Annotated in this window: 21 protein-coding genes; 12 read left to right on the forward strand and 9 right to left on the reverse strand. The window is 58.4% G+C overall.

Annotation, left to right across the window (positions count from 1 at the left end; all coding sequences use genetic code 11):
- Window positions 1–157: 157 nt before the first annotated feature.
- A complete protein-coding gene (locus ACX3P5_RS15580; protein WP_233987112.1) occupies window positions 158–640 on the forward strand; it encodes a YlaC family protein in 483 nt (160 codons plus the stop codon).
- Here ACX3P5_RS15580 and ACX3P5_RS15585 read toward each other — a convergent pair.
- From ACX3P5_RS15585 to ACX3P5_RS15595, 3 genes are all read right to left on the reverse strand, one after another.
- Entirely contained in the window at window positions 619–2,031 is a 1,413-nt protein-coding gene (locus ACX3P5_RS15585; RefSeq protein ID WP_336756544.1) for an aminotransferase-like domain-containing protein, read from the reverse strand. The two genes, ACX3P5_RS15580 and ACX3P5_RS15585, sit on opposite strands and share 22 nt — an antisense overlap.
- Window positions 2,032–2,121: 90 nt before the next feature.
- The gene (locus ACX3P5_RS15590; RefSeq protein ID WP_336756546.1) at window positions 2,122–4,257 is read right to left on the reverse strand and encodes a putative bifunctional diguanylate cyclase/phosphodiesterase; all 2,136 of its coding nucleotides are present in this window, start codon (window positions 4,255–4,257) and stop codon (window positions 2,122–2,124) included.
- 166 nt (window positions 4,258–4,423) lie between these two features.
- Window positions 4,424–6,490, reverse strand: a complete 2,067-nt coding sequence (locus ACX3P5_RS15595; RefSeq protein WP_336756547.1) for a putative bifunctional diguanylate cyclase/phosphodiesterase — start codon at window positions 6,488–6,490, stop codon at window positions 4,424–4,426.
- A 534-nt stretch (window positions 6,491–7,024) separates the two neighbouring features.
- Between ACX3P5_RS15595 and ACX3P5_RS15600 the strand changes: the two genes are divergently transcribed.
- From ACX3P5_RS15600 to ACX3P5_RS15620, 5 genes are read left to right on the forward strand one after another with little or no spacing between them, the layout of a single operon-like run.
- On the forward strand, window positions 7,025–7,594 hold the full coding sequence (locus ACX3P5_RS15600) for a spore coat protein U domain-containing protein (RefSeq protein WP_233987108.1): 570 nt from the start codon (window positions 7,025–7,027) through the stop codon (window positions 7,592–7,594).
- Window positions 7,595–7,610: 16 nt separating this feature from the next.
- A complete protein-coding gene (locus ACX3P5_RS15605) occupies window positions 7,611–8,132 on the forward strand; it encodes a Csu type fimbrial protein (RefSeq protein ID WP_208612756.1) in 522 nt (173 codons plus the stop codon).
- Window positions 8,133–8,159: 27 nt separating this feature from the next.
- Window positions 8,160–8,858, forward strand: coding sequence for a fimbrial biogenesis chaperone (locus tag ACX3P5_RS15610; RefSeq protein WP_336756551.1), 699 nt, complete (start codon window positions 8,160–8,162; stop codon window positions 8,856–8,858).
- Between the two features lie 7 nt (window positions 8,859–8,865).
- Complete coding sequence (locus tag ACX3P5_RS15615) at window positions 8,866–11,313, forward strand: fimbria/pilus outer membrane usher protein (RefSeq protein WP_233987106.1); 2,448 nt, start codon at window positions 8,866–8,868, stop codon at window positions 11,311–11,313.
- Complete coding sequence (locus tag ACX3P5_RS15620) at window positions 11,310–12,287, forward strand: Csu type fimbrial protein (RefSeq protein WP_336756554.1); 978 nt, start codon at window positions 11,310–11,312, stop codon at window positions 12,285–12,287. Before ACX3P5_RS15615 ends, ACX3P5_RS15620 begins: the two co-directional genes overlap by 4 nt.
- Here ACX3P5_RS15620 and tcuC read toward each other — a convergent pair.
- From tcuC to exbB, 3 genes are all read right to left on the reverse strand, one after another.
- Entirely contained in the window at window positions 12,284–13,606 is a 1,323-nt protein-coding gene (gene tcuC / locus ACX3P5_RS15625; protein ID WP_458968966.1) for a tricarballylate/proton symporter TcuC, read from the reverse strand. The two genes, ACX3P5_RS15620 and tcuC, sit on opposite strands and share 4 nt — an antisense overlap.
- A gap of 236 nt (window positions 13,607–13,842) precedes the next feature.
- Window positions 13,843–14,265: a TonB system transport protein ExbD gene (gene exbD, locus ACX3P5_RS15630; protein ID WP_094120626.1), complete on the reverse strand. Its 423-nt coding sequence runs from the start codon at window positions 14,263–14,265 to the stop codon at window positions 13,843–13,845.
- A gap of 6 nt (window positions 14,266–14,271) precedes the next feature.
- Entirely contained in the window at window positions 14,272–14,994 is a 723-nt protein-coding gene (gene exbB, locus ACX3P5_RS15635; RefSeq protein WP_233987103.1) for a tol-pal system-associated acyl-CoA thioesterase, read from the reverse strand.
- Window positions 14,995–15,345: 351 nt separating this feature from the next.
- Here exbB and ACX3P5_RS15640 point away from each other — a divergent pair, with 351 nt between their 5' ends.
- From ACX3P5_RS15640 to ACX3P5_RS15660, 5 genes are all read left to right on the forward strand, one after another.
- Window positions 15,346–16,317 carry a TRAP transporter substrate-binding protein gene (locus tag ACX3P5_RS15640; RefSeq protein WP_233987102.1) on the forward strand — a complete coding sequence of 324 codons (972 nt, stop codon included), beginning with the start codon at window positions 15,346–15,348 and terminating at the stop codon, window positions 16,315–16,317.
- Between the two features lie 49 nt (window positions 16,318–16,366).
- Window positions 16,367–16,873, forward strand: coding sequence for a TRAP transporter small permease (locus tag ACX3P5_RS15645; RefSeq protein WP_233987101.1), 507 nt, complete (start codon window positions 16,367–16,369; stop codon window positions 16,871–16,873).
- A 13-nt stretch (window positions 16,874–16,886) separates the two neighbouring features.
- Window positions 16,887–18,173, forward strand: coding sequence for a TRAP transporter large permease (locus tag ACX3P5_RS15650; protein ID WP_458968967.1), 1,287 nt, complete (start codon window positions 16,887–16,889; stop codon window positions 18,171–18,173).
- 135 nt (window positions 18,174–18,308) lie between these two features.
- Entirely contained in the window at window positions 18,309–19,499 is a 1,191-nt protein-coding gene (gene metC / locus ACX3P5_RS15655; protein ID WP_336756557.1) for a cystathionine beta-lyase, read from the forward strand.
- Between the two features lie 207 nt (window positions 19,500–19,706).
- Entirely contained in the window at window positions 19,707–20,369 is a 663-nt protein-coding gene (locus ACX3P5_RS15660; protein ID WP_031376521.1) for a DedA family protein, read from the forward strand.
- 28 nt (window positions 20,370–20,397) lie between these two features.
- On the opposite strand, the gene ACX3P5_RS15665 is transcribed toward ACX3P5_RS15660, so the two are convergent.
- Window positions 20,398–21,306: an AraC family transcriptional regulator gene (locus ACX3P5_RS15665; RefSeq protein WP_233987098.1), complete on the reverse strand. Its 909-nt coding sequence runs from the start codon at window positions 21,304–21,306 to the stop codon at window positions 20,398–20,400.
- Between the two features lie 204 nt (window positions 21,307–21,510).
- Between ACX3P5_RS15665 and dkgA the strand changes: the two genes are divergently transcribed.
- Window positions 21,511–22,338 (forward strand): 2,5-didehydrogluconate reductase DkgA, encoded by an 828-nt coding sequence (dkgA, locus tag ACX3P5_RS15670; RefSeq protein ID WP_233987097.1) that lies wholly within the window; start codon window positions 21,511–21,513, stop codon window positions 22,336–22,338.
- A gap of 101 nt (window positions 22,339–22,439) precedes the next feature.
- Here the strand turns inward: dkgA and ftsP are convergent, their stop codons facing one another.
- Entirely contained in the window at window positions 22,440–23,870 is a 1,431-nt protein-coding gene (gene ftsP / locus ACX3P5_RS15675; protein WP_233987096.1) for a cell division protein FtsP, read from the reverse strand.
- A gap of 143 nt (window positions 23,871–24,013) precedes the next feature.
- A complete protein-coding gene (locus ACX3P5_RS15680) occupies window positions 24,014–24,751 on the reverse strand; it encodes a 1-acylglycerol-3-phosphate O-acyltransferase (protein ID WP_094120636.1) in 738 nt (245 codons plus the stop codon).
- Window positions 24,752–24,771 lie beyond the last annotated feature (20 nt).

Below are 24,771 nucleotides of genomic sequence, written 5' to 3' on the forward strand. Positions count from 1 at the left end.
GATGATGGTGGTTATCACTGAGCGAAAGTGTTGCAAAATGTCAGGCGGGAAGTGCGATCATCACGGCAACTGTTATATAAAAAATGCACAAATCTGTTTCTGATATCCTTGACTGTTATCTGTTCTAATCGTTAACAGATGACAGTGAGGTAAAAAAATGGACGCTATTAAACAAATCCTGATCGACGAGATCGCTACGCTCAACCGCGAAGAACGTCGCGACAATCTGCCGCGCTTCAGCCTCTCATTTCTGAAAAACCATCCCGGTCTGTGGGCAGTGATGTACCTGTGCTACGGCCTGTGTGTTGCACTGATTTTCACGACAGAGATGCTCGGCTGGCCCGCCTTCTGGTTTGCCACCGCGTTTGTGCTGGTGATGAGCTTTTTGATGCTGCTGGATATTAATCCAAAATACCGTTTTGAAGATATTGATGCGCTCGATCTGCGCGTCTGCTACAACGGCGAATGGTACTACGTTCAGCCGGTGCGCGAGCAGGCGATATCACGCATTCTGTCGCTGCCGGAGACGCCGGAGCGGGTTAAAAGCGGCATTCAGCGCCTGCTGACGCAAAAAGGTGAAGTCGATTTTTATGATGTCTACTACCTGACCTGGGGCCATCAGGACGCGGCGCGCGTCTGACCCTGCGCCATCAGCCTGCCCAGCGTCTCAATCGCCGCCTCGGCCCGCGTATCCCACGGCCAGGCGGTGTTGAGCCGAAAACAGTGACTGAACTGCTCCCCCGCCGAAAATAACTGCCCCGGTGCGATACTGATCCCCTGCGCCAGCGCCTGCTGATACAACTGCGTAGTATTGATGCTGTCCGGCAGCGTCACCCAGAGGAAATAACCGCCACGCGCTTCGCTCAGCGTCGCTTGCGCCGGTAACACTTTCAGCAACGCCTGACGCACCATCTGCTGGCGCTTCGCCAGAATCTGCCGCAGCCGTTTCAGGTGGGTATCGTAACGTCGGGTGGCGAGGAAATCGGCCAGCGCCAGCTGCATTGGCGCACTGGTCGATAAGGTACTCATCAGTTGCAGACGCTGAATGCGCTGCGCATGCTGACCGGCCGCCACCCAGCCAACGCGGAATCCCGCCACCAGCGACTTCGAAAACGAGCCACAGTGCAGCACGTTGCCCTGACGATCCCAGGCTTTGGCGGGCAGCGGCGGCGTGTCGCCTGACCAGAGTTCAGCGTAGACATCATCTTCAATCATCGGCACCTGATAACGCGCCAGCAGCGCCACCAGTTGCTGCTTACGTTCGGCGGATAAGGTGACGCCCAGCGGGTTCTGCAAGGTCGTCATCAGCCAGCACGCTTTCACCGGCCAGCGCTGCAGCGCCTCTTCCAGCTGCACCAGATCGATGCCGTTCTGCGCATCTACCGGAATCGCCAGCGCCTTGAGCTTCAGCCGCTCAATCGCCTGTAACGCGCCATAGAAGCTCGGCTGCTCAATCACCACATAATCGCCCGGCTCGGTTAACGACTGCAGGCTGAGATTAAGCGCCTCCAGCGCCCCGCTGGTAATGACGATCTCATCCGGCGACAGGGTAATGCCCTGACGCGCATAGCGCTGCGCCAGCAGCTGCCGCAGAGTGGCGTTGCCGGGCGGCAGATTGTGCAGCGCATCGGTGGGAGTCAGCTGATGGGAGACGTTCGCCAGCGAGCGCATCAGCTGGCGCTGCGGAAACAGCGCCGGGTCGGGAAAGGCGGAGCCAAAGGGGACGATGGCGGGATCGCGGGTCGCCTGCAGCACATCAAACACAAAGTCGTTAATATCGACCTGCTCGCTGATGGTGACGCTGAGCGGCGCGGAGGCCAGCGCGCGCGGCGCGACGTAGTAACCCGACTGTGGTCGTGAGACGATCCAGCCCTGACTCTCCAGCAACTCATAGGCGTGCAGCACCGTCATCAGGCTAAGCCCCTGCTGCGCAACCTGCTGGCGCAACGAGGGTAAACGGGTGCCCGGCAGCCAGATGCCGGCCTCTATCTGCTGCTGAATCTCATCCATCAATCGCTGGTATTTCGCCACGGGTCGCCTCTCCTTTTCCACCCGCGAGACTTTACCATGCACGTCGGTTAATGACAGGCCGGGCTTGCCACTTATCTTGCCTGCACGGTGTCAGGCGGGCGCAACCTCTGTGGCTAACGGCGATTCATCGGGCGTGAATGGCGCGCCCATCTCCACTTTTTCATCACCGACAAAATTAGCCAGTTCATCGATCCGATCGGGCGGAATCGGTTTCCCCAGCAGATAGCCCTGCAACGTATTGCAGCCGAGGCTGGTGAGAAAGGCCTGCTGCTCGGCCGTTTCCACGCCCTCAGCCACCACTTTCAGCTGTAGCGACTGCGCCAGCGCCACAATCGCTGAAACAATCGTGGCATCTTCGCTGTGATGCTGCAGTTCATTGACGAACGCCCGATCGATCTTCAGTTCGCTGGCCGGCAGGCGTTTCAGATAGAGCAGGCTGGAATAGCCGGTGCCGAAGTCATCAATCGAGGCTTTTACCCCAAGCGTGGTCAGTTCGGTCAGGATGCGGACGCTCTCATCGGGATCGCGCATTGCAGTGGTTTCCGTCACCTCCAGCGTCAGCAGCTCAGGCGGGATCTCATGGCGTGCCAGCGCCTCGGTGACGGTTTCCACCAGGTTGTTCTGTTCAAACTGTAATGCTGAGAGATTGACCGCCACCGACCAGTGCGGATGGCCCTGCAGATGCCACTGTCGCAGCTGACGACAGGCTTCGTGGATCACCCAGTTGCCGATGCCGACGATCATGCCGGTTTTTTCCGCCATCGGTAAAAACTGGTCCGGCGTCAGCAGACCCCGCTGCGGATGCTGCCAGCGCAGCAGCGCCTCAAAACCGAGGATCGGCCCGCGTGGCGCACAATATTTAGGTTGATAGAACAGGCGCAGCTCGTTGTTATCCAGCGCCTGCCAGAGATCGTTATTAAGCTGGAGCTGGCTCTGCGCCAGGATGTTCATTGATGGCTGGAAGAAGGTGTAGCCGTTGCGTCCGTTGTTTTTGGTGTGGTACATCGCCGCATCGGCGTTAAACATCAGTTCCCGCTCATCCACCCCATCGCCCGGATAGACCGCAATGCCGATGCTGAGTGACACCACCAGTTCATAACGCGAAATATCAAACGGACGATCGACCGCTTTTACCAGCTTATCGGCAACGGCGGCCGCATCGTTGGGATCGTCAATCTCAATCAGCAGCACAAACTCATCACCGCCCAGCCGCGCCAGGGTGTAGTAACCGGCCATCTGCTGGCTCATGCGCTCGGTCACGCCAATCAGCAGATTGTCGCCAATATGGTGGCCAAAGGCGTCATTTACCGCCTTAAAGCCATCCAGATCCATAAACATCAGCGCAAATTGCGTCTGCTCACGGTTCGCCTTGTTGATCGCCTGTTCCAGCCGGTCCTCCAGCAGGATGCGGTTCGGCAAGCGTGTCAGGTTATCGTGCAGCGCCAGCTGTGCCAGCTCACGGTTCGCCTCGGCCAGCGAGCTGGCGAGAATCGAGGTGCGCGCCTGCATACGGGCATCCAGCATCGACACCAGCAGCGTAATGCCGAGGATCGAGATAGTGACCACCGTCACCAGAATCGCCAGCCAGTTACTGTTAACGCCCTGCTGCGTTGGATGGCTGTGCAGCGGAAACTCTGCCGCCATCATGCCGGTATAGTGCATACCGGCGATAGCCGCGCCCATCACCACCGAGGCACCGAGTCGCAACAGCGTAACCCGGCCGGTCTGCCCTTCACGCAGATTAAAGGCCAGCCACAGCGCCGCACCGGACGCCGCCAGCGCGATCACCACCGAGACGGCGATCCAGCCCCAGTTCCAGACGATACCGGGCGCAAACATCAGTGCCGCCATGCCGGTGTAGTGCATCGCCACCACGCCGCTGCCGAGAATCAGCGCCCCGCCCGCCAGACGCGGTAACGGCAAATCGCCGTTGCACACCAGCCACAACGCAAAGATAGAGGCGCAGACCGCGATGCCGGCCGAAAAGGCGGTGAGCCCGGCGTTGTAGCTCATCACCATCTCCATGTTCATCGACAGCATCCCGATGAAATGCATCGCCCAGATGCCAATCCCCATCGCGAAACCGCCGCCGAACAGCCACACCAGCGCCACTTTGCCGGTTGAATGCACCACCCGTCCCGCCATGTCTAACGCGGTAAACGAAGCCAGCATCGCAACAAGAATCGAAACGATGACGATAAAAGAGTCGTATGAGGTCACTAACATAGTGCATTCCCGAGAAAAGCCGTGCCAGCAGCTGGGTGGGTTGAGTAAGGATCAGGGATGGTCTTGTTGTATAGGTTATCGGCAATACCTGCCGGTTAATTAACCTGTCACGATAACTGTTTTCGATGTATTCAAGCGTTAAAAGCTATCGTCAGAGAGCGGACTGTCAGGGGATCTGCGCCGCGGCCATGCTGAACTCGCCGACCCGCTCAGCGGGCGTTGGCTTGCCCAGCAGATAACCCTGCAACGCATCAAAACCCAGCCCGGTCAGTAACTGTTGCTGCTCTTCCGTCTCGACACCTTCTGCCACCATCCGCAGATTGAGACTCTGCGCCAGCGTCAGCATCGCAGTCACCACGGTCGCATCTTCGCTGTCGGGCCGCAGGCAGTTGATAAAGCTGCGATCGATCTTCAGCTCGCTGGCGTCCAGATGTTTCAGATGCAGCAGGTTAGCGTAGCCGATGCCGAAGTTATCGATCGCCACGCTGACGCCAGCCTGGTGTAATTCACCAATACGCTGCTGGCTGAAGATCGGGTCGCGCATGGCAATGGCTTCCGTGATCTCCAGCATCAGCTTCCCGCTGGCCAGCTGATGGCGCGCCAGCGTCTGCGTAATGGTTGCCAGTAGATCGCGTTGATGAAACTGCAACGCCGAGAGGTTAACCGACACCGTCCAGTCGCTGTGGCCCTGATTATGCCAGATCTTCAGCTGACGGCAGGCTTCATTAATCACCCAGTTGCCCAGCGCCACAATCTGACCGGTTTTTTCCGCGCGCGGCAGAAACTGATCCGGCATCAGCAAGCCCCGCACCGGATGCTGCCAGCGCAGCAGCGCTTCAAAGCCGATCAGCATCGTGCCGCTGGAGCGAAATTTTGGCTGATAGAACAGCCGCATCTCCTGGCGTTCCAGCGCTTTCCACAGGTCGTTGGCCAGCTCTAGCTGATGCTGCGTCGCGGCGTTCATTGCCGGCTCGAACAGGCACCAGCCGTTGCGGCCGTTATGCTTGGTGTGGTACATCGCCGAATCGGCATTAAACAGCAGTTCCTGTTTATTACGGCCGTGCAGCGGGAAGATAGCGATGCCGGCGCTGAGCGATACGTGCAGCGAGTAGCGATCCAGTTCAAAGGCGACGTCGATTACCCGCACCAGCTTTTGCGCCAGCTGACTGGCGCCGCTGGCATCACAGCCTTCCGCCATCAGCACAAATTCATCGCCGCCCAGGCGCACCAGCAGCATCGCGTCGCTGAGCTGGCTGCGCAGCCGTTCCGCTACCGCAATCAGCAGCCGGTCACCAACGTGATGTCCCCAGGTATCATTGACCGCCTTGAAGCCATCGAGATCCATGTACATCACCGCAAAGCTGCTCTCTTTAAGCATCGCCTGTTTGATCGCCAGGTCCAGCTGCTGCTCCAGCATCACCCGGTTGGGCAGCGCCGTGAGGTTGTCATGCATCGCCAGCTGGCGCAGCTCCTGGTTAGCGCGGTTCAGCCTGGCGGTCAGCCGCGCGGCGCGCAGCTGGGCATCCAGCATCGAGCTCAGCAGAGTGACGCCAAGAATGATGAGGGTAATCAGGGTGACCCACACCGCCAGCCCCGGATTGCCGACGCCCTGTGGCTGCATCGCGCTGAGGTGGCTGAACTGCGCCGCGGCCATGCCGACATAGTGCATTCCGGCAATGGCAAACCCCATCACCAGCGACGCCAGCGCGCGCATGATCAGCAGAGGATATTCCCCCTGGCGCAGATGAAACGCCAGCCACAGCGCAACACCGGAGGCGGCAAAGGCGATCAGCATCGAGAGCGCCACCAGCGGCCGGTTCCAGTGCGGCTGCGGCGAGATCAGTAACGCATGCATACCGAGATAGTGCATCACCACCACGCCCGCGCCGAGGATCAGGCTGCCGCGCAGCAGACGACGCCGGGTAAGGTGCAGGCCTCCCACCGTCTGACCAAACGCCAGCATCGATGCCAGAATCGCCACCAGCAGCGAGATGATGGTCAGCCGGAGGTCGTAACGCAGGGTCATCGGCAGCATCATCGCCAGCATCCCGATGAAATGCATCGCCCAGACGCCAATCCCCATCGCTGTGCCGCTCACCAGCAGCCAGAGCCGGGCGATCCAGCCACCGGAAACGGCAACCCGCCCCGCCGTGTCCAGCGCGGTAAACGAAGCAATAAACGCGACGATCAGCGAAACGCAGACCAGAACGCCATCCCAGGAGACCTGTAGCATATGCAACTCCTCACCACCCGCTGATGAACGGGTGCTGTGTAAAGCCTTAATAATCGATCTGAAAACACCCGTCGGGTGAAAGTTATTTAGCGCCAGGTTTAATGTTGTCGTGACGTCCTGGTAACGCGCGCTCTGCGAAGCATGACCGCGACTCGCTGGCCACCGCACTGAGCAGTAAATCGTTATTTTGTCTGATTGGTGCAAGAACATATCACCGAAGCAGAAAGGGCGATAGAGGGGACGAAAATAATGATTTTCGCTTTACCTCTTCCCTGTAATGCCTTGCCGTTACTGGGTTATCGGCCAGTCACCCCATTTGATTAATGAAAAATAGCGGGGCGTCATTCGCGTGACGCTTTAACTGTTCTATAGTAAATAAAACTGATATAAATCATTTAGCTTATGTCCAGGATGTTTCTTAGGACTATGGCATTACTTAGATCGTTATGATTATTTTCTCTATTTTTGGGTTGAACCGTTAAATTAACACCGGGTGAAAAAGCACTGACTCTGGATAATCGGTAAGGAATGATTATGAAACTCAAGCTTTTTCTTTTGGCTGCTGCTGGCATTACCACCGCGCTTCCGTCATTAACGCTGGCGGCAACCACCTCGGGCACCATCAATGCGACGCTGACGCTGACCACCGGTTGTCTGGTAAACGGTCAGTCCGCCACCGCCGGGGTTAATTTCGGTACCCTGAACTTCGGCAGCAGTGCCGCCACCTTTGATACCCTGAACGCCACGCTGGTCGGTGCGGCAGGCAACGGTATTTTTGTCCGTTGCACCACCGGCCAGGATTACAATGTGGTGGTCACCAGCAGCAATACCGCGCCTGCTACCGTCTATGGCACGGCGTCCACTTCGCCGCGCTATCTGGTGCTGGGCTCAGATAATGCGCAGGGCATCGCCTACACCCTGTATAGCGACGCGTCTTTCACCACGGCGATTGCCAATAACACCCCCATCGCGGCCAGCGGCACCACCGATCCTACCCTGGGCACTAACTATGCCATTTACGGTCGGGTGGTTGGCGGAGGCTTTAACCCGCTGATCCCTGCCGGAACCTATACCGACACCATTAACGTCGCCGTGAACTATTAACTGCATTCGCCGGTGAATGTGGGTGGCTGTCTCGCGGTCCTGTCTGACGATTGCACGCGGTCTGTTTCTGCTGATATGGAGTATTAGCGCCTGGAGTCTGCCGACCAGCACTTTCCAGGTGACCGCTTCGATTGTGGCAGGCTGCGTGATATCCGGTACCAATACCGGCGTTTTTGGCACGCTCAATTTTGGCTCTCAGTCTGGCGTGGCGACCGGTGTCGTCAGCGCCAGCTATGTGCAAAGCACCACCCTCAATCTTGCCTGTACGCCGGGCACCACGCTGAACATGAGCATTAATCAGGGCAACAACTACACCACGACGCGCAACCTGAAACTGCCGAACTTCAGCAATACCGTTCCCTACACGCTTTACAGCAACGCCAGCCGCACCACGGTGATCCCGGTAAACCAGGCGGTGCCACTGAGCTACAGCAATGCCAATAACATCACGCTGCCGATTTATGGCCAGCTGACACTGCCGGGAACCGCGCGCGCCGGCGTCTATACCGACACCCTGACCGTCACCCTGAGCTGGTGAGGCGATATCAATAACAAGGAAACGACGATGAAGTTACTGCGCGCCCTGCTGATTGTGATCGGCACCACCTTACTGTCGCCGGCTTTTGCCGCTAACTCGGTGATGATCTGGCCGATCGATCCGGCGATCAATCCTGCGGAGAAAGCCAGCGAACTGTGGCTGGAGAACCGCGGCAATACCACCACCATGATGCAGATCCGGGTATTCGGCTGGCAGCAGGTCAATGGTCAGGAGCAGTACCAGACGCAGCAGCAGGTGGTCGCCAGCCCGCCGATGGTGCGGATGGAGCCCGGTCAGAAGCAGTTAGTCCGGCTGATCAAGCAGACCCCGCCCGCTGCCGGTCAGGAGCTGGCCTATCGGGTGGTGCTGGATGAGATCCCGACGCCACGCCAGCCGGGCGAAAACCAGGCCGGACTGACTTTTCAGATGCGCTATTCGGTGCCGCTGTTTGTCTATGGCGACGGCCTCAGCGCCGACAGCGTCCGCCCGGACCTCAGCTGGCAGCAGGTCAGCGAAGGCGGCAAGCGCTGGCTGCAGCTGACTAATCGTGGCAACGGCCATGCCCGCCTCAGTCACGTCAGCATCGGTGGCCGCCAGCTGGGCGAAGGTCTGTATGGCTATGTGCTGGCTAACAGCCGCTATCGCTGGCCGCTGAATGCGGCGGTGAGTGGTGAACTCGTGGCTGAAGTGAACAAGAGTCAGTGGCGCAGCGCTGCCCAGAAGTAAGCGCCCGATGAGACCTTTTTCTCTTCATCCCGGTGCGCTGGCGGTGACCAGCGTCTTTTACTGTCTGACGCCTGGCCTGTCGCTGGCGGAAACTTACTCATCCCTGCCGCCACCGCCCAGCCTGCAGAACCCCGGTAACGGCCAGCAATATATGCTGGAGCTGATCGTTAACCAGCAGGCGCGCGGTGACATCGTGGCGGTTGAACAGCGTGACGGCCACTTCTGGCTGCGCAGTGGCGACCTGCAGCGGGCCGGTCTGCCGCAGGATAAACTGGGGTCGCAGCCGCAGGTCGACGTCAGCGTCATGCCGCAGGTCAAAGTGGAGTATGACGATGCACGGCAACGCCTGCTGCTCAGCGTGCCGCCCGGCTGGCTGCCCGGACAGGTGATTGGCGAGGCGCAAAACGGACCGCGCTATCCCGGACGCACCAGCAGTGGTGCGCTGATCAATTACGATCTCTATGCCAGCCGCACCGATAACAGCGGCACCCGCCTCTCCGCCTGGAACGAGCTGCGGCTGTTCGGACCGGCAGGCCAGTTCTTCAGCAACGGCGTCTGGCAGCAGCAGCTGGAAGGCAGCAACAGCTATCAGGATGATGGTTACATCCGCTACGACAGCGGATGGAGTAATGAAAATGAGAATGCGGCAATCAGCTGGCGGGTCGGCGATCTGGTGACTGATTCGCTGGCCTGGAGTAATAGCGTGCGGCTCGGCGGCATCCGTATTGGCCGCGATTTTGGCGTCCGTCCCGATCTGGTGACCTATCCGTTGCCCGCCTTTTCCGGTCAGGCCGCAGTGCCTTCCACCGTCGATCTGTTTATCAACGGCTACCGCTCCAGCCAGGCGAACGTGCAGCCGGGACCCTGGTCGCTGACCAACGTGCCGTTTGTTAACGGTGCCGGCGACGCGGTGATCACCACGACGGATGCAGTAGGACGGCGCGTGACGACCACCCTGCCGTTCTATGTCTCCAGTAGCCTGCTGAAGTCCGGCCTGTCTGATTACGCCTTTTCTGCCGGGGCGATCCGCGAGAACTATGGGATAAAGAATTTCGATTATGGCGCGGCGGCGGCCAGTGGCTCTTATCGTTACGGCATGACCGACTGGCTGACGCTGGAGAGTCATGCTGAAGGCAGCGACAGTCTGGCGATGGGCGGCGTCGGCGGCCTGCTGCGCGTCGGAAGCTGGGGCGTGGTGAATGGCGCGGTGGCGCACAGCCAGCTCGATGGCGAAACCGGCACGCAATACAGCTGGGGATATCAGTACAATAACCGCTGGTTTAACCTCGGCACCCAGCAAACCCAGCGCAGCCGCGACTTTGGGAATCTGGCGCTGGTCGGCAGCCGCGCCGGAACCGACGCCGGCAGCAGCTATGCCCTGTCGCGCCGTAGCGCCCAGTACAGCGCCAGCGTGTCACTCAACCGCTTCGGCAGCGTCGGCGCGGCGTACATCGACATCACCGGTGGCCGCGGCGATCGCACCCGGTTATGGAACCTCTCCTGGAGTAAAAATCTGTGGGGCAACAGCAGCCTCTACGTTTCAGCCAGCCGCGATCAGCAGGAGAAGAGCTGGACCGGGGCTATTTCGCTGGTGATCCCGTTTGGCGAACAGGGCAGCGCCGCCATCAGCACCGAACGCGACCAGCTGGGACGCGACAACCAGCGGCTCTATGTCTCGCGCGCCATGCCCAGCGACGGCGGCATCGCCTGGGACGCTTCCTGGGCCAATCAGAGCGGCGATAGCGGCGATTATCGTCAGGGCAGCCTGCGTTATCGCAACAATCAGATTGATACCTCGGCGGGCTTTTATGGCGACGATGACAACACCACGCAGTGGGCTGACCTCTCCGGCGCGCTGGTGCTGATGGATAACAGCCTGTTTATCGCCAACGAGATTAACGACGCCTTTGTGCTGGTCAAAACCAACTATCCCGACGTCACGGTGCGGTACGAGAATCAGGCAATGGGCCGCACCAATCAGCAGGGCTATCTGCTGGTGCCGTCGATCAGCAGCTACTATCCGGCCAAATATGATATCGATACCCTCGACCTGCCCGCGGATATGACCACGCCACGGGTGGAACAGCGGTTTGCCGTGAAGCGTCAGAGCGGCTATCTGCTTAACTTTCCGGTGGAAAAACTGCGCTCCGCCAGCGTGATCCTGCACGATGCGCAGGGCCAGCCGCTGCCGGTCTCCAGCCTGGTGCAGCGCCCCGATCACGCCACCGAATATGTCGGCTGGGATGGCATTGTCTGGATGGAGGATCTGACCGCCAGCAATCCGATACAGGTGGTAACGCCGGATGGTCGCCGCTGTGACACCGAACTGCGTATTGCCGGCGGTCAGCCGCAGGCGCTGAAAACCTATGGGCCATTGACCTGCGCGCTGCCGGCAGCGGCGGCGGGCAGCACCGCCCATCCTGTTGATGCTTTTGCTACCGGAAATCCACCATGATAAATCGTCTGCTGTTCGCGGCTCTGCTGCTGTTGTTGCCGTCACTGGGTTACGCCGCCTGCGCCCTGCCCGCCTCCACCGCCAGCTTCGGCTCCGTCACCACTTTTGTTGCCAACAGCACCGTCAGTTCGGTCACCACCAACGCCAACGTCAACTGCGGGGCCGGGGCGGCGCTGTCGCTGCTCGGCAATAACCAGATCACCTTTCAACTGACCGGTGCCACTAACAGTAACGGCACCCGCGGCATTCTGAAGCGCAGCGGCGATACCAGCAGCGACAACGTGCCGGTGCGGCTCTGTACCGACAGCGCCTGCGCCAATGAACTGACGATCGGCGGTACGCCATTCGTCTTTGGCTCGCAAACCCTGATCAACCTGGCGGGCCTGCTGGGCAGCCTGAACTTTGCCATTCCGATCTATCTGCGTACCGTGCCGGGTCAGGTGGTGACCGCCGGCACCTGGCAGGTGACGCTGAACCTCGCGGTGACCTACCGTATCTGCACCAGCATCGCCATTGGCAACCTCTGTTTAAGCGAACAGAGCGGCAGTGGCGTGATCCCGGTTACCGTCACGGCGATCCTGACCAATGACTGCACCACCATTACCGCGCCGAATATCAGCTTTGGCAGTGCGCCGCTGGTCGGCAGCTTCTCCAGCGTGTCACAGACCATCAACGTGCTGTGCAGCAAAGGCAGCACCTATACCGTTGGCCTGAGCAACGGCAGCTATCCGGTGGGCAGCGTCAGGAATATGGCGAGCGGGGCAAACCGGCTGAGCTATGAGATTTATAAGGGGACGACCAGCAACCGCTGGGGACCGGGCGGCACTGAACGCTGGAGCAGCACCACCTCTTCGGCGGTGTCGGCAGACGGATTGACGCGCGGCTTTAACTACACCGCGCGGGTCCTCACCAGCCAGAACACGCCGCCCGCCGGCAACTACAGCGACAGCGTGGTGGTGGATTTATCGTTTTAGAGCGAAGCGCTGACCGGTGCGCCGCTGTGACGCGCCTGGTACTGCTTCACCATCCGGCCAATCAGTAAGGTACCGATCAAGCCACACACGGCGGCGAAGGTCAGCCAGACGCCCGGCATCGCCTTGTCGCCAGTGACGTGGATCAGGTAGCTGGAAATCGCTGGGGTAAAGCCGCCAAACAGCGCGGTCGCCAGGCTGTAGGCCATCGAGAAACCGGCGGCGCGCACCTCGGCGGGCATGATTTCCGCCAGATACACCACCATCGCCCCGTTATAGCTGGCATAGAGAAATGACAGCCACAGTTCAGCTTCCAGCAGATGAGCAAAGCTGGCCGATCCCACCAGCCAGTGCAGCACCGGCCAGGTGGTGGCAATCATCAGCAGAGTAAATACGATCAGCAGCGGACGACGGCCGATGCGGTCCGACAGCGATCCCATCAGCGGCAGCCAGATCAGGTTAGAGAGCCCGACACAGAGCGTCACCAGGAACGCCTGTTTATCGCTCATCATCAGCACCGTTTTGCCAAAGGTCGGCGTAAACGCGGTAATCATGTAGAACATCACGGTGGTGGTGACTACCATCAGCATCCCCGCCAGCACCAGCGCCCAGTTGCTGGCCACCGAGCGCATAATCTCGGTCATGCGTGGATGGTGTTTACGCTTGCTGAACGCTTCGGTCTCTTCCAGCATCCGGCGGATATAGAACAGGAATGGCACGATCAGGCAGCCGACCACAAACGGAATACGCCAGCCCCATTCGGTTACCGCCTCTTTTGCCAGCAGATGATTCAGCGCCAGGCCGAGCAGCGCGGCAAAGATCACCGCAACCTGCTGACTGCCGGACTGCCAGCTGACAAAGAACCCTTTGCGTCCTTCGGGCGCGACCTCCGCCAGATAAACCGAGACGCCACCCAGCTCAACGCCTGCCGAGAAGCCCTGCAGTAAACGCCCGAGCAGGATCAGAATCGGTGCCGCCACGCCCAGCGTGGCGTAGCCTGGCACCAGCGCAATCGTCAGAGTACCGATCGCCATCAGGCCAAGCGTCAGCAGCAGACCTTTGCGGCGGCCATGATGGTCAATGTACGCTCCGAGAATGATCGCCCCCAGCGGGCGCATCAGGAAGCCGGCACCAAAGGTCATCAGGGTCAGCATCAGGGAAGCGAAGGGGTCATCACCGGGGAAAAAGGTTTTAGCGATGGCGGTGGCGTAGTAACCAAACACCATAAAGTCGTACATTTCGAGAAAGTTACCGCTGGTAACGTTGAAGATGGTGCGGGCAGCACTTTTCGGCGGCTTTTGTAAAGACGAGGTGTGACTCATAACGGCTTCCTGTAGTTTTTTAGCCGTTTTAGCCTGCCTGAGGCGGCAATAATGTGAGCAACCTCACCATTGCACTTTACAAAACTGTATGCAGAAGTAACAACTAATTAACAATCGAACTTCGCCAGCATAACCGACCAGTGGAAGCGCCGGTTCGCCTGATTTCATCCGGTCTGACGGGCTGCATAAAAAAAGGCGGCTGAATCAGCCGCCTTCTCTCTCTACCGGATAAACCGCTATTTCTTCACGGTTTCCATGCCCATCAGACCAATTTTCAGATAGCCCGCGCTACGCAGTTGATCCATCACGCTCATCAGCGTTTCGTAATCCACCGACTTGTCCGCCTGGAAGAAAATGGTGGTCTCTTTGTTGCCGCCGGTCTGTCCGGTCAGCACGCTGACCAGCGATTCCGGCGTCACCTGATCGTTACCGACATAAAGCTGCTTGTCAGCCTTGATCGACAGGTAAACCGGTTTTTCCGGTCGCGGCTGCGGCGCGCTGGTAGACGCTGGCAGATTCACGCGCACGTCGACAGTCGCCAGCGGTGCCGCCACCATGAAGATGATTAGCAGAACCAGCATCACGTCGATAAACGGCGTGACGTTGATCTCATGCATTTCACCATCGGTTTCCAGGTCGTCGTTTAATCGCATGGCCATAATCGCTTACCCTAAGCGCAGTTTCTGGGCCGCCGCAGGACGCGGAACGTCAGCGGCGACGTTTCCCAGATCGATATCACGGCTCTGTAACAGCAGCACCTGCGCCGCCACATCACCCAGTGAGGCTTTGTAATTGGCGATCATGCGGGCAAAGACGTTATAGATCACCACCGCCGGAATCGCAGCGACCAGGCCAATCGCCGTCGCCAGCAGCGCTTCCGCGATGCCAGGTGCAACAACCGCAAGGTTGGTGGTCTGGGTTTTAGCGATGCCGATAAAGCTGTTCATGATGCCCCACACGGTGCCGAACAGGCCGATAAAGGGCGCGACCGAACCAATGGTCGCCAGGAAGCCGTTGCCCCGGCCAGCGTGGCGGCTGAAGGCGGCAACGCGGCGCTCAAGACGGAAGCTGGTACGATCTTTAATGCCGTTGGTGTCTTCCACCCCGGCTGACAGCTCAAGCTCATTTTGTGCGTCGTTCAGCAACACGGCGCTATGGCTGTGGCCGGTGAACTGCTGAGCAATACGGGCGGCGTCATTCAGGTTACGCGCTTCGCCCAGCGCCTGCTGCTCGCGTTTCAGGCGACGTTTAGCGGCGCTCAGTTCGGCATATTTGCCGAAGAAGATCGCCCAGGTGACAACTGAAGCCAGTAACAGGCCAATCATCACTACCTTTACCACGATATCGGCATGTTGATACATGCCCCAAACGGAAAGGTCCGTTTGCATCAAATCACTGGCTACCACGCTGCTTCTCCAACTTCATCTACAGGGATGCGAAACAAGCGCAAATAATAGCAAAATAGCCGCGAATTGATAGTCGTTCTCATTAGTATTTACAAACTCTAACCTGCCCGGCAGGCCGATGACGGCAGTTTTATGACAGCCGATGGGGATGTTTCGAAAATGTGATGCTGCGTGAAAATTTATTAAAACAACGTTTCAAAATGTGATCGCATTCATTCAATCAGCATCGCCGCATTTCGCTGACGCCCGTTTTCACTATGCTGGCTCCACGCGGCCCCTTGCTACACACGCCGGATTCCTGAGCGCCGCCCTTCCTCTGCTGGAGACAACATAATGAGAATGACCAAAACACGCCTGGCATGTGCCCTGGCGGCAATGATGGTGAGCGCCGCCGCCTCGGCACAGGTGATTAAAGTGGCAGAAGTTCAGCCTGCTGGCTACCCCACAGTGGTGGCGCTGCAGCACATGGGTGACAAACTGAAACAGGCCACCGACGGCAGGCTGGAGATGAAACTCTATGCCGGTGGCGTGCTGGGCGATGAAGATCAGACTCTGCAACAGGTACAACTGGGCGCGATCGATATGATCCGCGTGTCGCTGGCGCCGGTCACCAGCATCGCGCCGGAAACCAGCGTGCTGACGCTGCCCTATGTTTTCCGCGACGTCGACCACATGCACAAGGTGCTGGATGGGGAGATCGGTAAAGAGATCGCCGATAAATTCGATAAAGATCCCAACGCCCGAATGGTGTTTCTCGGCTGGACCGACGCCGGTGAACGCAACATGATCACCAAAAAACCGCTGGCGAAGCCCGAAGATCTGAAAGGCATGAAGATCCGCGTACAGAACAGCGCCATTTCGCTGGCTACGCTGAAAGCGATGGGAGCCAATCCGGTGGCGATGGGCGTCAGCGAAGTGTTCAGCGCCATGCAGACCGGCGTGGTTGACGGAACCGAAAATAATCCACCGACTTTCGTCGCCCATAACTATATGCCGGTCGCGAAATATTACACCCTCACCGGACACTTTATTCAGCCGGAAATGATCCTGTTCTCGAAACGTGCCTGGGATCGTCTCAAGCCTGAGGATCAGGCGCTGCTGAAGAAACTGGGTAAAGAGGCGCAGGATGAAGAGCGCCAGCTCTGGGCAACCTATACCGAACAGTCGCTTGCGAAGATGAAAGCCGGCGGCGTCACCTTCCAGCAAACCGACCGTGACTATTTCGTTAAGGCGACCCAGCCGGTGCGCGATCAGTTTGGCGGTAAATATCAGGATCTGATGACCCGGATCGCTGACGTGAAATAACCCTTCCCGCGCCACACTGCCGTGTGGCGTGCTTAATCAGGTATCAATTATGGCTGCTTATACGCGTCTGATGGATGGGCTCTATCTGCTGTGCATGCTGGTTGCCGCCGTGGCATTGATGATCATGGTGACGGTGATCCCGATCGGGATTTTTGCCCGCTACGTGATGAACGGCGCGCTCTCGTGGCCGGAACCGGTTGCCATCATCTGCATGATTATTTTTACCTTTATTGGCGCGCCGGTCGGCTTACGCGCCGGAACACACATCTGCGTCTCCATGATGACCGATCGCCTGTCACCCGCTCTGCAACGTCTGCTGCTGCGGGTCTGCGATCTGCTGATGATCATTACCTGTCTGGTGATCTTTCAGGCCAGCTATAGCCTGTGTGAAGCGATGTGGGTGCAGTCGCTGGCCTCGCTGCCTGCCGTAACCTATGGCGAGATGTATCTGCCGATCCCGATTGGCGCGATCTTTACCCTGCTGTTTGTTGTTGAGCGATTGCTGACCGGCGATCAAAGCCAGCGTCCGATTGTCACGCTGGGCGGCACCCACTAATCCGGAGCAGAAGATGGACGCATTGATTTTATTAGGCAGTTTGCTGGTGTTGCTGCTGGTGGGTTTTCCGGTGGCGTTTGCGGTCGGCCTGAGCGCGTTTATCGGCGCCTGGTGGATCGATCTGCCGCTGGAAGCGGTGGTGATTCAGATTACCAACGGCATTAACAAATTTTCGCTACTCACCATTCCGTTCTTTATTCTCGCCGGGGCGATCATGGCTGAAGGCGGCATCGCCCGCCGCCTGGTTAACTTTGCCTACATCTTTGTTGGCTTCATTCGCGGCGGTTTATCGCTGGTCAACATTGTCGCCTCCACCTTCTTTGGCGCCATTTCCGGCTCATCGGTGGCGGATACCGCCTCGATCGGCTCGGTGATGATTCCGCAGATGGAAGAGAAAGGCTATCCGCGCGACTTCGCCGCCGCCGTCACCGCCAGCGGCTCAGTGCAGGCGGTACTGACGCCACCCAGCCATAACTCGGTGATCTACTCGCTGGCGACCGGCGGGCTGGTCACTATCTCTTCGCTGTTTGTCGCCGGTATTTTGCCGGGCCTGATGCTGGGCGGCTGCCTGATGGTGATGTGCCTCGGCTTTGCCCGGAAACGCGGCTATCCGAAAGGCGATCGCATTCCGTTTCGTCAGGCGCTGAAGATTTTCTTCGATGCGTTCTGGGGGCTGTTCACCGTCGTCATTATCATGGGCGGGATTCTGTCCGGTATTTTCACCGCCTCGGAGTCGGCGGCGATCGCCTGTATCTGGGCCTTCTTTGTCACCATGTTTATCTATCGTGACTTCAAATGGAATCAGTTGCATATCCTGCTGTTCCGCACCATCAAAACCGTCACCATCGTGATGGTGTTGATCGCCTTCGCCGCCGGGTTTGGCGCGGTGATGACCTTTATGCAACTGCCGACGCTGATTACCGAGGCGTTCACCAGCCTGTCGGATAACAAGTATGTGATTCTGATGTGCATCAACATTCTGTTGCTGGTGGTGGGGACGCTGATGGATATGGCTCCGCTGATTCTGATCCTGACGCCGGTGCTGCTGCCGGTCGCGACTTCGCTGGGAATCGATCCGGTTCATTTCGGGATGATCATGCTGACCAACCTCGGCATCGGCCTGATTACGCCGCCGGTCGGCACGGTGCTGTTTGTCGCCAGTGCGGTGAGTAAGCAGAAAATTGAGCAGGTGGTCAGTGCCATGCTGCCGTTTTACGGCATGTTGTTCATCGTGCTGATGCTGATTACCTATATTCCGGCGATTTCACTCTGGTTACCGCGTCTGATGGGCGTCATGTAGCACCCGCAAAATCGGGTTCGCCTGCGGACCCGATTTTTATCCTGCGACGCACTCTGATAATCGCCATTGAGTCTCAACCCTGCCGGCCTTTTCGTGCTAACGTGAAGGCTCAGGCAGAAGCGGCAAAGGCGACTCATGAGCACCAAAAAAATTGATACCACCCTCGTCAGCGCAGGACGCAGCAAACGTTATACCCAGGGCTCGGTGAATAGCGTAATTCAGCGTGCCTCCTCACTGGTTTTTGACAGCGTAGCAGACAAAAAACGCGCCACCGCCGGTCGGGCAAAAGGTGAACTGTTTTATGGTCGCCGCGGTACCCTGACCCACTTTGCGCTGCAGGACGCAATGACCGAACTGGAAGGCGGCGCCGGTTGCGTGCTCTATCCGTGCGGCGCCGCGGCAGTGGCTAATGCGATTCTGGCGTTTGTCGCGGCGGGCGACCACGTACTGATGAGCGGCGCGGTGTATGAGCCGACGCAGGACTTCTGCCACAAAATTCTGCAAAAGATGCAGGTCTCGATTGGCTGGTTCGATCACTGTATCGGCAGCGAAATCGGGGCGCTGATCCAGCCCAACACCCGGGTGGTCTTTCTGGAATCACCCGCTTCAATCACCATGGAAGTGCAGGATATCCCGGCCATTGTGGCGGCGGTGCGGGCTAAAGCCCCCGACGCAATTATCATGATCGATAATACCTGGGCCGCCGGTATTCTGTTCAACGCGCTGGCACATGGGATCGATATTTCGATTCAGGCCGGGACCAAATATCTGATTGGTCACAGTGACGCGATGATCGGCACCGCGGTCGCCAACGCGCGCTGCATCGATCAGCTGCGCGAGAACTCCTATCTCATGGGCCAGATGGTCGATGCGGATACCGCCTACATGGCGAGCCGGGGATTACGCACGCTCGGCACCCGGCTGCGTCAGCATGAAGAGAGCGCGCTGCAGGTGGCTGAGTGGCTGTCGGCCCGGCCGGAAGTGGCCCGGGTTAACCATCCGGCGCTGGCGCAAAGTAAGGGCCACGCATTCTGGCAGCGCGATTTTAACGGCAGTAGCGGGCTATTCTCCTTTATTCTGCACCAGAAACTCAGCCCGGCGCAGCTGGCGGAATACCTCGATCACTTCCATCATTTCAGCATGGCCTACTCGTGGGGCGGCTATGAGTCGTTGATCCTGGCGAATCAGCCGGAAGAACTGGCCGCGATTCGCCCAGCCGGCGGGGTCGATTTCACGGGTACGCTGGTGCGGCTGCATATTGGTCTGGAGCACGTTGAGGATCTGCTCGCCGACCTTGAGGCGGGTTTTGCGCGCCTGACGCGCTGAGTAAGCTAAACAGAAGATAAACGTGGTGGTCGCCGCCAGCAGAGATTGCCGGGCTGCGGCCTGATTATTGTTAAAATTTATCCCGGACCGTTCAGGCACCAGGCCGAGCGTGAAGCGCTGAGCCCCTGCAGACCAGGCAGGCTCAGCCTGTCACTCTCGCGGCAGCCTGATAAGGCGGGTTTTCCTTGTGACGTGATGGAATAGCTAATGGGTGTTTTACACGAGATTGTCCACGCGCTCTGGCATCAGGACTTTGCCGCGCTGGCAAATCCGGATGTAGTGTGGGTGGTGTATGGCGTAATGTTCCTGACGCTGTTTCTGGAAAACGGGCTGTTACCCGCTTCTTTCCTGCCGGGCGACAGCCTGCTGCTGCTGGCGGGCGCGATGGTCGCGAAAGGCGTGATGGATTTCATACCGACGATGGTGATCCTCACCACGGCCGCCAGTCTCGGCTGCTGGCTGAGTTATCTGCAGGGGCGCTGGCTGGGCAATACCCGGCTGGTGAAAAGCTGGCTGATGCATCTGCCGGCGCAATATCATCAGCGCGCCTGGAATATGTTTAACCGTCATGGCCTGATGGCGCTGCTGGTGGGTCGTTTTCTCGCCTTTATCCGCACCATCCTGCCGACCATGGCGGGCATTGCCGGTTTACAGAATGGCCGCTTTCAGCTGTTTAACTGGCTGAGCGGTGTGCTCTGGGTCGGCATCGTGGTGGCGTTTGGCTATGGCATCAGCCAGGTACCCTTTATCAAACGTCATGAAGATCAGGTGATGGCGATTCTGATGGTGCTGCCGATGGTCTTGCTGTTTCTCGGCCTGTTCGGCAGCATTATTGTGATCTGGAAAAAACGTCGGCAGAAGCAGGCCTGACGCCATTCTGGTGATGACCCGCCGCCTGTCAGGCGGACGGGTCTGCCACCGTCTGCCGCACCCGACTCACCTCTTCGCCCGGCGTCACGCCAAAATAGCGCTTAAACTCGCGCGAAAACTGCGACGGGCTTTCATAGCCAACCCGCACCGCCGCTGCACTCGCTTTCAGTCCATCATGCAGCATCAGTAACCGTGCCTGGTGCAGACGATAACGCTTGAGATACTGCAACGGTGACGTCTGGGTCACCGCTTTAAAGTTGTGGTGGAACGCCGAGACGCTCATGTTCACCTCCGCCGCCAGCGCGTCAACGCTGAGATTGTCGGCAAAGTGATTTTCAATGCGCCGCAGCGCACGCGCAATCTGGCTGAACTGGGTCTGGCGACTCACCAGCGACAGCAGCGCCCCGCCCAGCGGGCCGGTCAGCACATAATAGATAATCTCACGCACGATATGCGGCCCCAGCACGCGGGCGTCGCGCGGCTGTGTCATCACATCCAGTAGCCGTTCCGCCGCGCAGAGCATCGGTTCTGTCAGCCACGCCGAGTGGATGCCGGAGGTCAACGGCTGCGGCTGAAACTGATCATCGTCACCGATCTCAATCAGCAAATCCTGCAGGCTGGCGGTATCGACATTCAGGCATAAACCGGCGATCGGCACCTCTGGCGAGGCCCAGGTTTCGCACTCCACCGGCAGCGGCACCGTGAGCATCAGGTACTTGCTGGCGTCGTACTGGAACACCGTGCTGCCGAGATAGCCGGTTTTGCTGCCCTGAAACAGGATCACAATGCCGGGCTGATACATCATCGGCGTGCGCGGACGATACTGATTAGCATAAATCAGCGAAACATGACTGACCGGACAGAGACGATCGCGACCGTGGGTCATTAAGGTCACCACCTGCTGCGCCAGGCGGTGACACAGGGCATCGTGCGCCATTCAGACTCCTTATCAGGATAAAAAGTCAGTGTGCCGCGACACTGCCTGAACCGCCAGCGAATTGGAGAATCAGGCAAGAACTTTGCCGGATCGGGCAGTGTGTTGCTGTTGCGCACGCTCAGCCCGACAGGCAGGCTGTGAATTGTTGGCTAGACTTAAGCACAGTGAAATCTCACTGGTTAACTGCAACGGAAAGGAGCAACTATGGCAGACCAACCCATTATCAAACTGCACGATGGCAATATGATGCCGCAACTGGGACTGGGCGTGTGGCAGGCCAGTATCGACGAAGCGCGCCAGGCGGTTCTGAAAGCCTTACAGGTCGGCTATCGCTCCATTGATACCGCCGCCGCTTACAAGAACGAGGAAGCGATTGGTCAGGCGCTGCAGGAAACCGACGTGCCGCGCGACGAGATTTTCGTCACCACCAAGCTGTGGAATGACGATCAGCAGAACGTTCAGCAGGCGATGGAAACCAGCCTGCAGAAGCTGCAACTGGAGCAGGTTGACCTTTATCTGATGCACTGGCCGTGTCCGGAAAAAGATCACTATGTTGATGCCTGGAAGAAAATGATCGAGCTACAGCAGCAGGGGCTGACCAAAAGTATCGGCGTCTGTAACTTCCATGAATCCCACCTCAAGCGCCTGCTGGATGAGACGGGTGTGACGCCGGTCGTCAACCAGATCGAGCTGCATCCGATGCTGCAACAGCGCACGCTACATGCGTGGAATGCGATGCACCAGATTCAGACGGAATCCTGGAGCCCACTGGCGCAGGGCGGTAAAGGCGTATTTGATCAGGAGGTGATTAAATCGCTGGCGAAGAAATATGGCAAAACCCCGGCGCAGATCGTCATTCGCTGGCATCTGGACAGCGGGCTGGTGGTGATTCCGAAGTCGGTCACGCCTGCACGTATCGAAGAGAACTTTAAGGTGTTCGATTTCCGGCTGGATAAGCATGAAGTCAGCGACATCACTAAGCTGGATAGCGGCAACCGTCTGGGGCCGGACCCGGAAACCTTTAACGGCTAAGCGGTGATACCGTTTGCGGCGCGGCGTGACGCGGTTCATTGCTGTTGTCGCACTAAAAAAAGGGCAACGTGACGTTGCCCTTTTTCGTTACGTCGTACGGCTTACTGCGTTGGCTGCACCACCAGCTGACCGGCAGTTCCGCGATCCGCCAGCTCCAGCGTCTGGCTGTAATAGACAAATGGGAAGTGATCTGACGAACTCTGCGGGAAGCTGACCATCAGTTCCACATCACCATCTACCCAGACCGTATCTTTCCAGCCGCGATCTTCGCCCATCGGTTGCGCGCCGTTGACGCTCTTAATCAGGAACATCACACCCTGAATATGCAGCGCCTGTGGCCGATCGGCATGCAGAATCCAGCGCTCAAAGGTGCCCTGCTGCGCGGTGGTATCAATACGGTTCATGTCCCAGATGGCGCCGTTGATGCCCGGCATACTGTCGCCAATCCGGAACTCACGCGTGCGCACCGCCACACCATCCAGAATCTGATCGGCCAGCAGTCGCATGGGCAGATTATCGGTGACCAGCGGCAGCAGCCCGGTGGGGCGTAAAGTGAGGATCAGGGTCGAGGTCAGGATCGATGACGGCTCAAAGAAGCCGCGCAGCCGATCCATAATGCCCGCCGCGGTGCCGGCGGTAATCGATACCTCATCGCCCTGTGACATATCGACCAGCACCTCGCGTCGTTCACCCGGAGCCAGTGACAGGCGCTGTACCGCGACCGGCGCGGACAGAAAGCCCTGATCGCTGGCAATCACCATAAATGGCCGGTTATCGCTCAGCACCATCTCATAGCGGCGCGCATTCGAGGCGTTCAGCAGACGCAGACGCACCCAGCCGCGGGAAACCTCGACAAAAGGATTTCGCACGCCATTCACCAGCAGCGTGTCGCCGAGAAAGCCGCCATCCTGCGGCGGGTCGTAAACCGGCGTGGCAAAGTTATCGAGCCGCTTGTCCTGAATGATGATCGGAAAGTCGTCAACGCCGTAGTGTTTCGGCAACGGCAGTTGCTTGCTGATATCGTCTTCAATCAGCCACATCCCCGCCAGCCCGTTGTAGATATGCGGCGCCATGCGGTTCGGTGTATTGGCATGATACCAGCAGGTCGAGGCCGCCTGACGAATCGGCAGTACCGGCGCCCAGTCGACGCCGGCTGACATCATGCGCGGTGCGCCACCCATCAGTGCGCCAGGAAGCTGCAGGCCGCTGATGGTCATCGACACCGGCTCATTGAGGCGGTTGCTGTAGATCAGTTTCACGTCGTCGCCGCTGTAGACGCGCACCGTCGGCCCGAGATAGAGGCCGTTAATGCCCCATACCGGAACCTTGTTATTATCACCGTTGAATGCCCAGTGACTGCGCTGCATGGTCAAAAACAGCGGCTGACCGCGACGGGATTCCAGTAACGGCGGAATCGGCAGTGGCGTATCACCATTGGCGGCGGACGCGGCACGAGCCGCATGAGGCATAATACCGGCGCTAAGCGCCACTCCAGCAGAAAGCTGGATGAACTGACGTCTGCTGAAAGACATAAAACTTCTGACCTTTTACGCGTGGCGCTGACGCGCCAACCCTGTTTTTATTGCTGTTATGTGCTGTGCTGCTTTTACGGCGAGCCGTTAAGCCCCTCACCGTGCGGCATCCCTGCAGGCTGGTTCGGCGAAGGAATCGCCGGTCAGATTTTACCGCTTTTTTCGCGAGCTTCGACTTCGGCGTTAAGCTCTTCCAGCTTCGCCGCCATCAGTTCACGACAGTGGGTTGCCAGCTTACGCACCGAGGAAGATTCAAACGCTTTCACATCAACCGGAGGCAGCATCTCAACGATCACCAGCCCATTGTTCCAGCGATTCAGTTTGATCTTATCGTGCGTATTGGAGACCACAATCGGGATAATCGGCACACCGGCCGCCACGGCGGCGTGGAATGCGCCGGTTTTAAACGGCATTAAACCGCGACCGCGGCTGCGCGTGCCTTCCGGGAACATCCAGAACGAGATGCGCTTACGGTTGAACTGATCGACAAGCTGGCCGATGGTGCCGTGTGCTTTGGCGCGGTTATCCCGATCAATCAACAGATTACCGGTCAGCCAGTAGAGCAGACCAAAAAACGGTACCCACAACAGGCTCTTTTTGCCGACCGTCACCGTGGTTGGCTGCACGATTTTAGCGGCGGTCACCATGTCGTAGTTGTTCTGGTGGTTAGCGATATAGATCGCATTGCCGTAGTTGTCAGCCCCTTCCGGACGGCGCAACTCTACTTTAAGCCCTAATACCGTCGACAATTTACCGAACAGGCGGCCAAAAGTGGCGACGTGGCGCGGATTGCGCGGTGAAAAAAGACACCAGATACAGCCAAACACAGAGACTAATATCGAATAAATTACCACGATAATGGTACGCAGTATCAGTAACATAGTTCCCTCATTGAGCCACG

Source organism: Pantoea sp. S-LA4 (genome assembly GCF_054482835.1).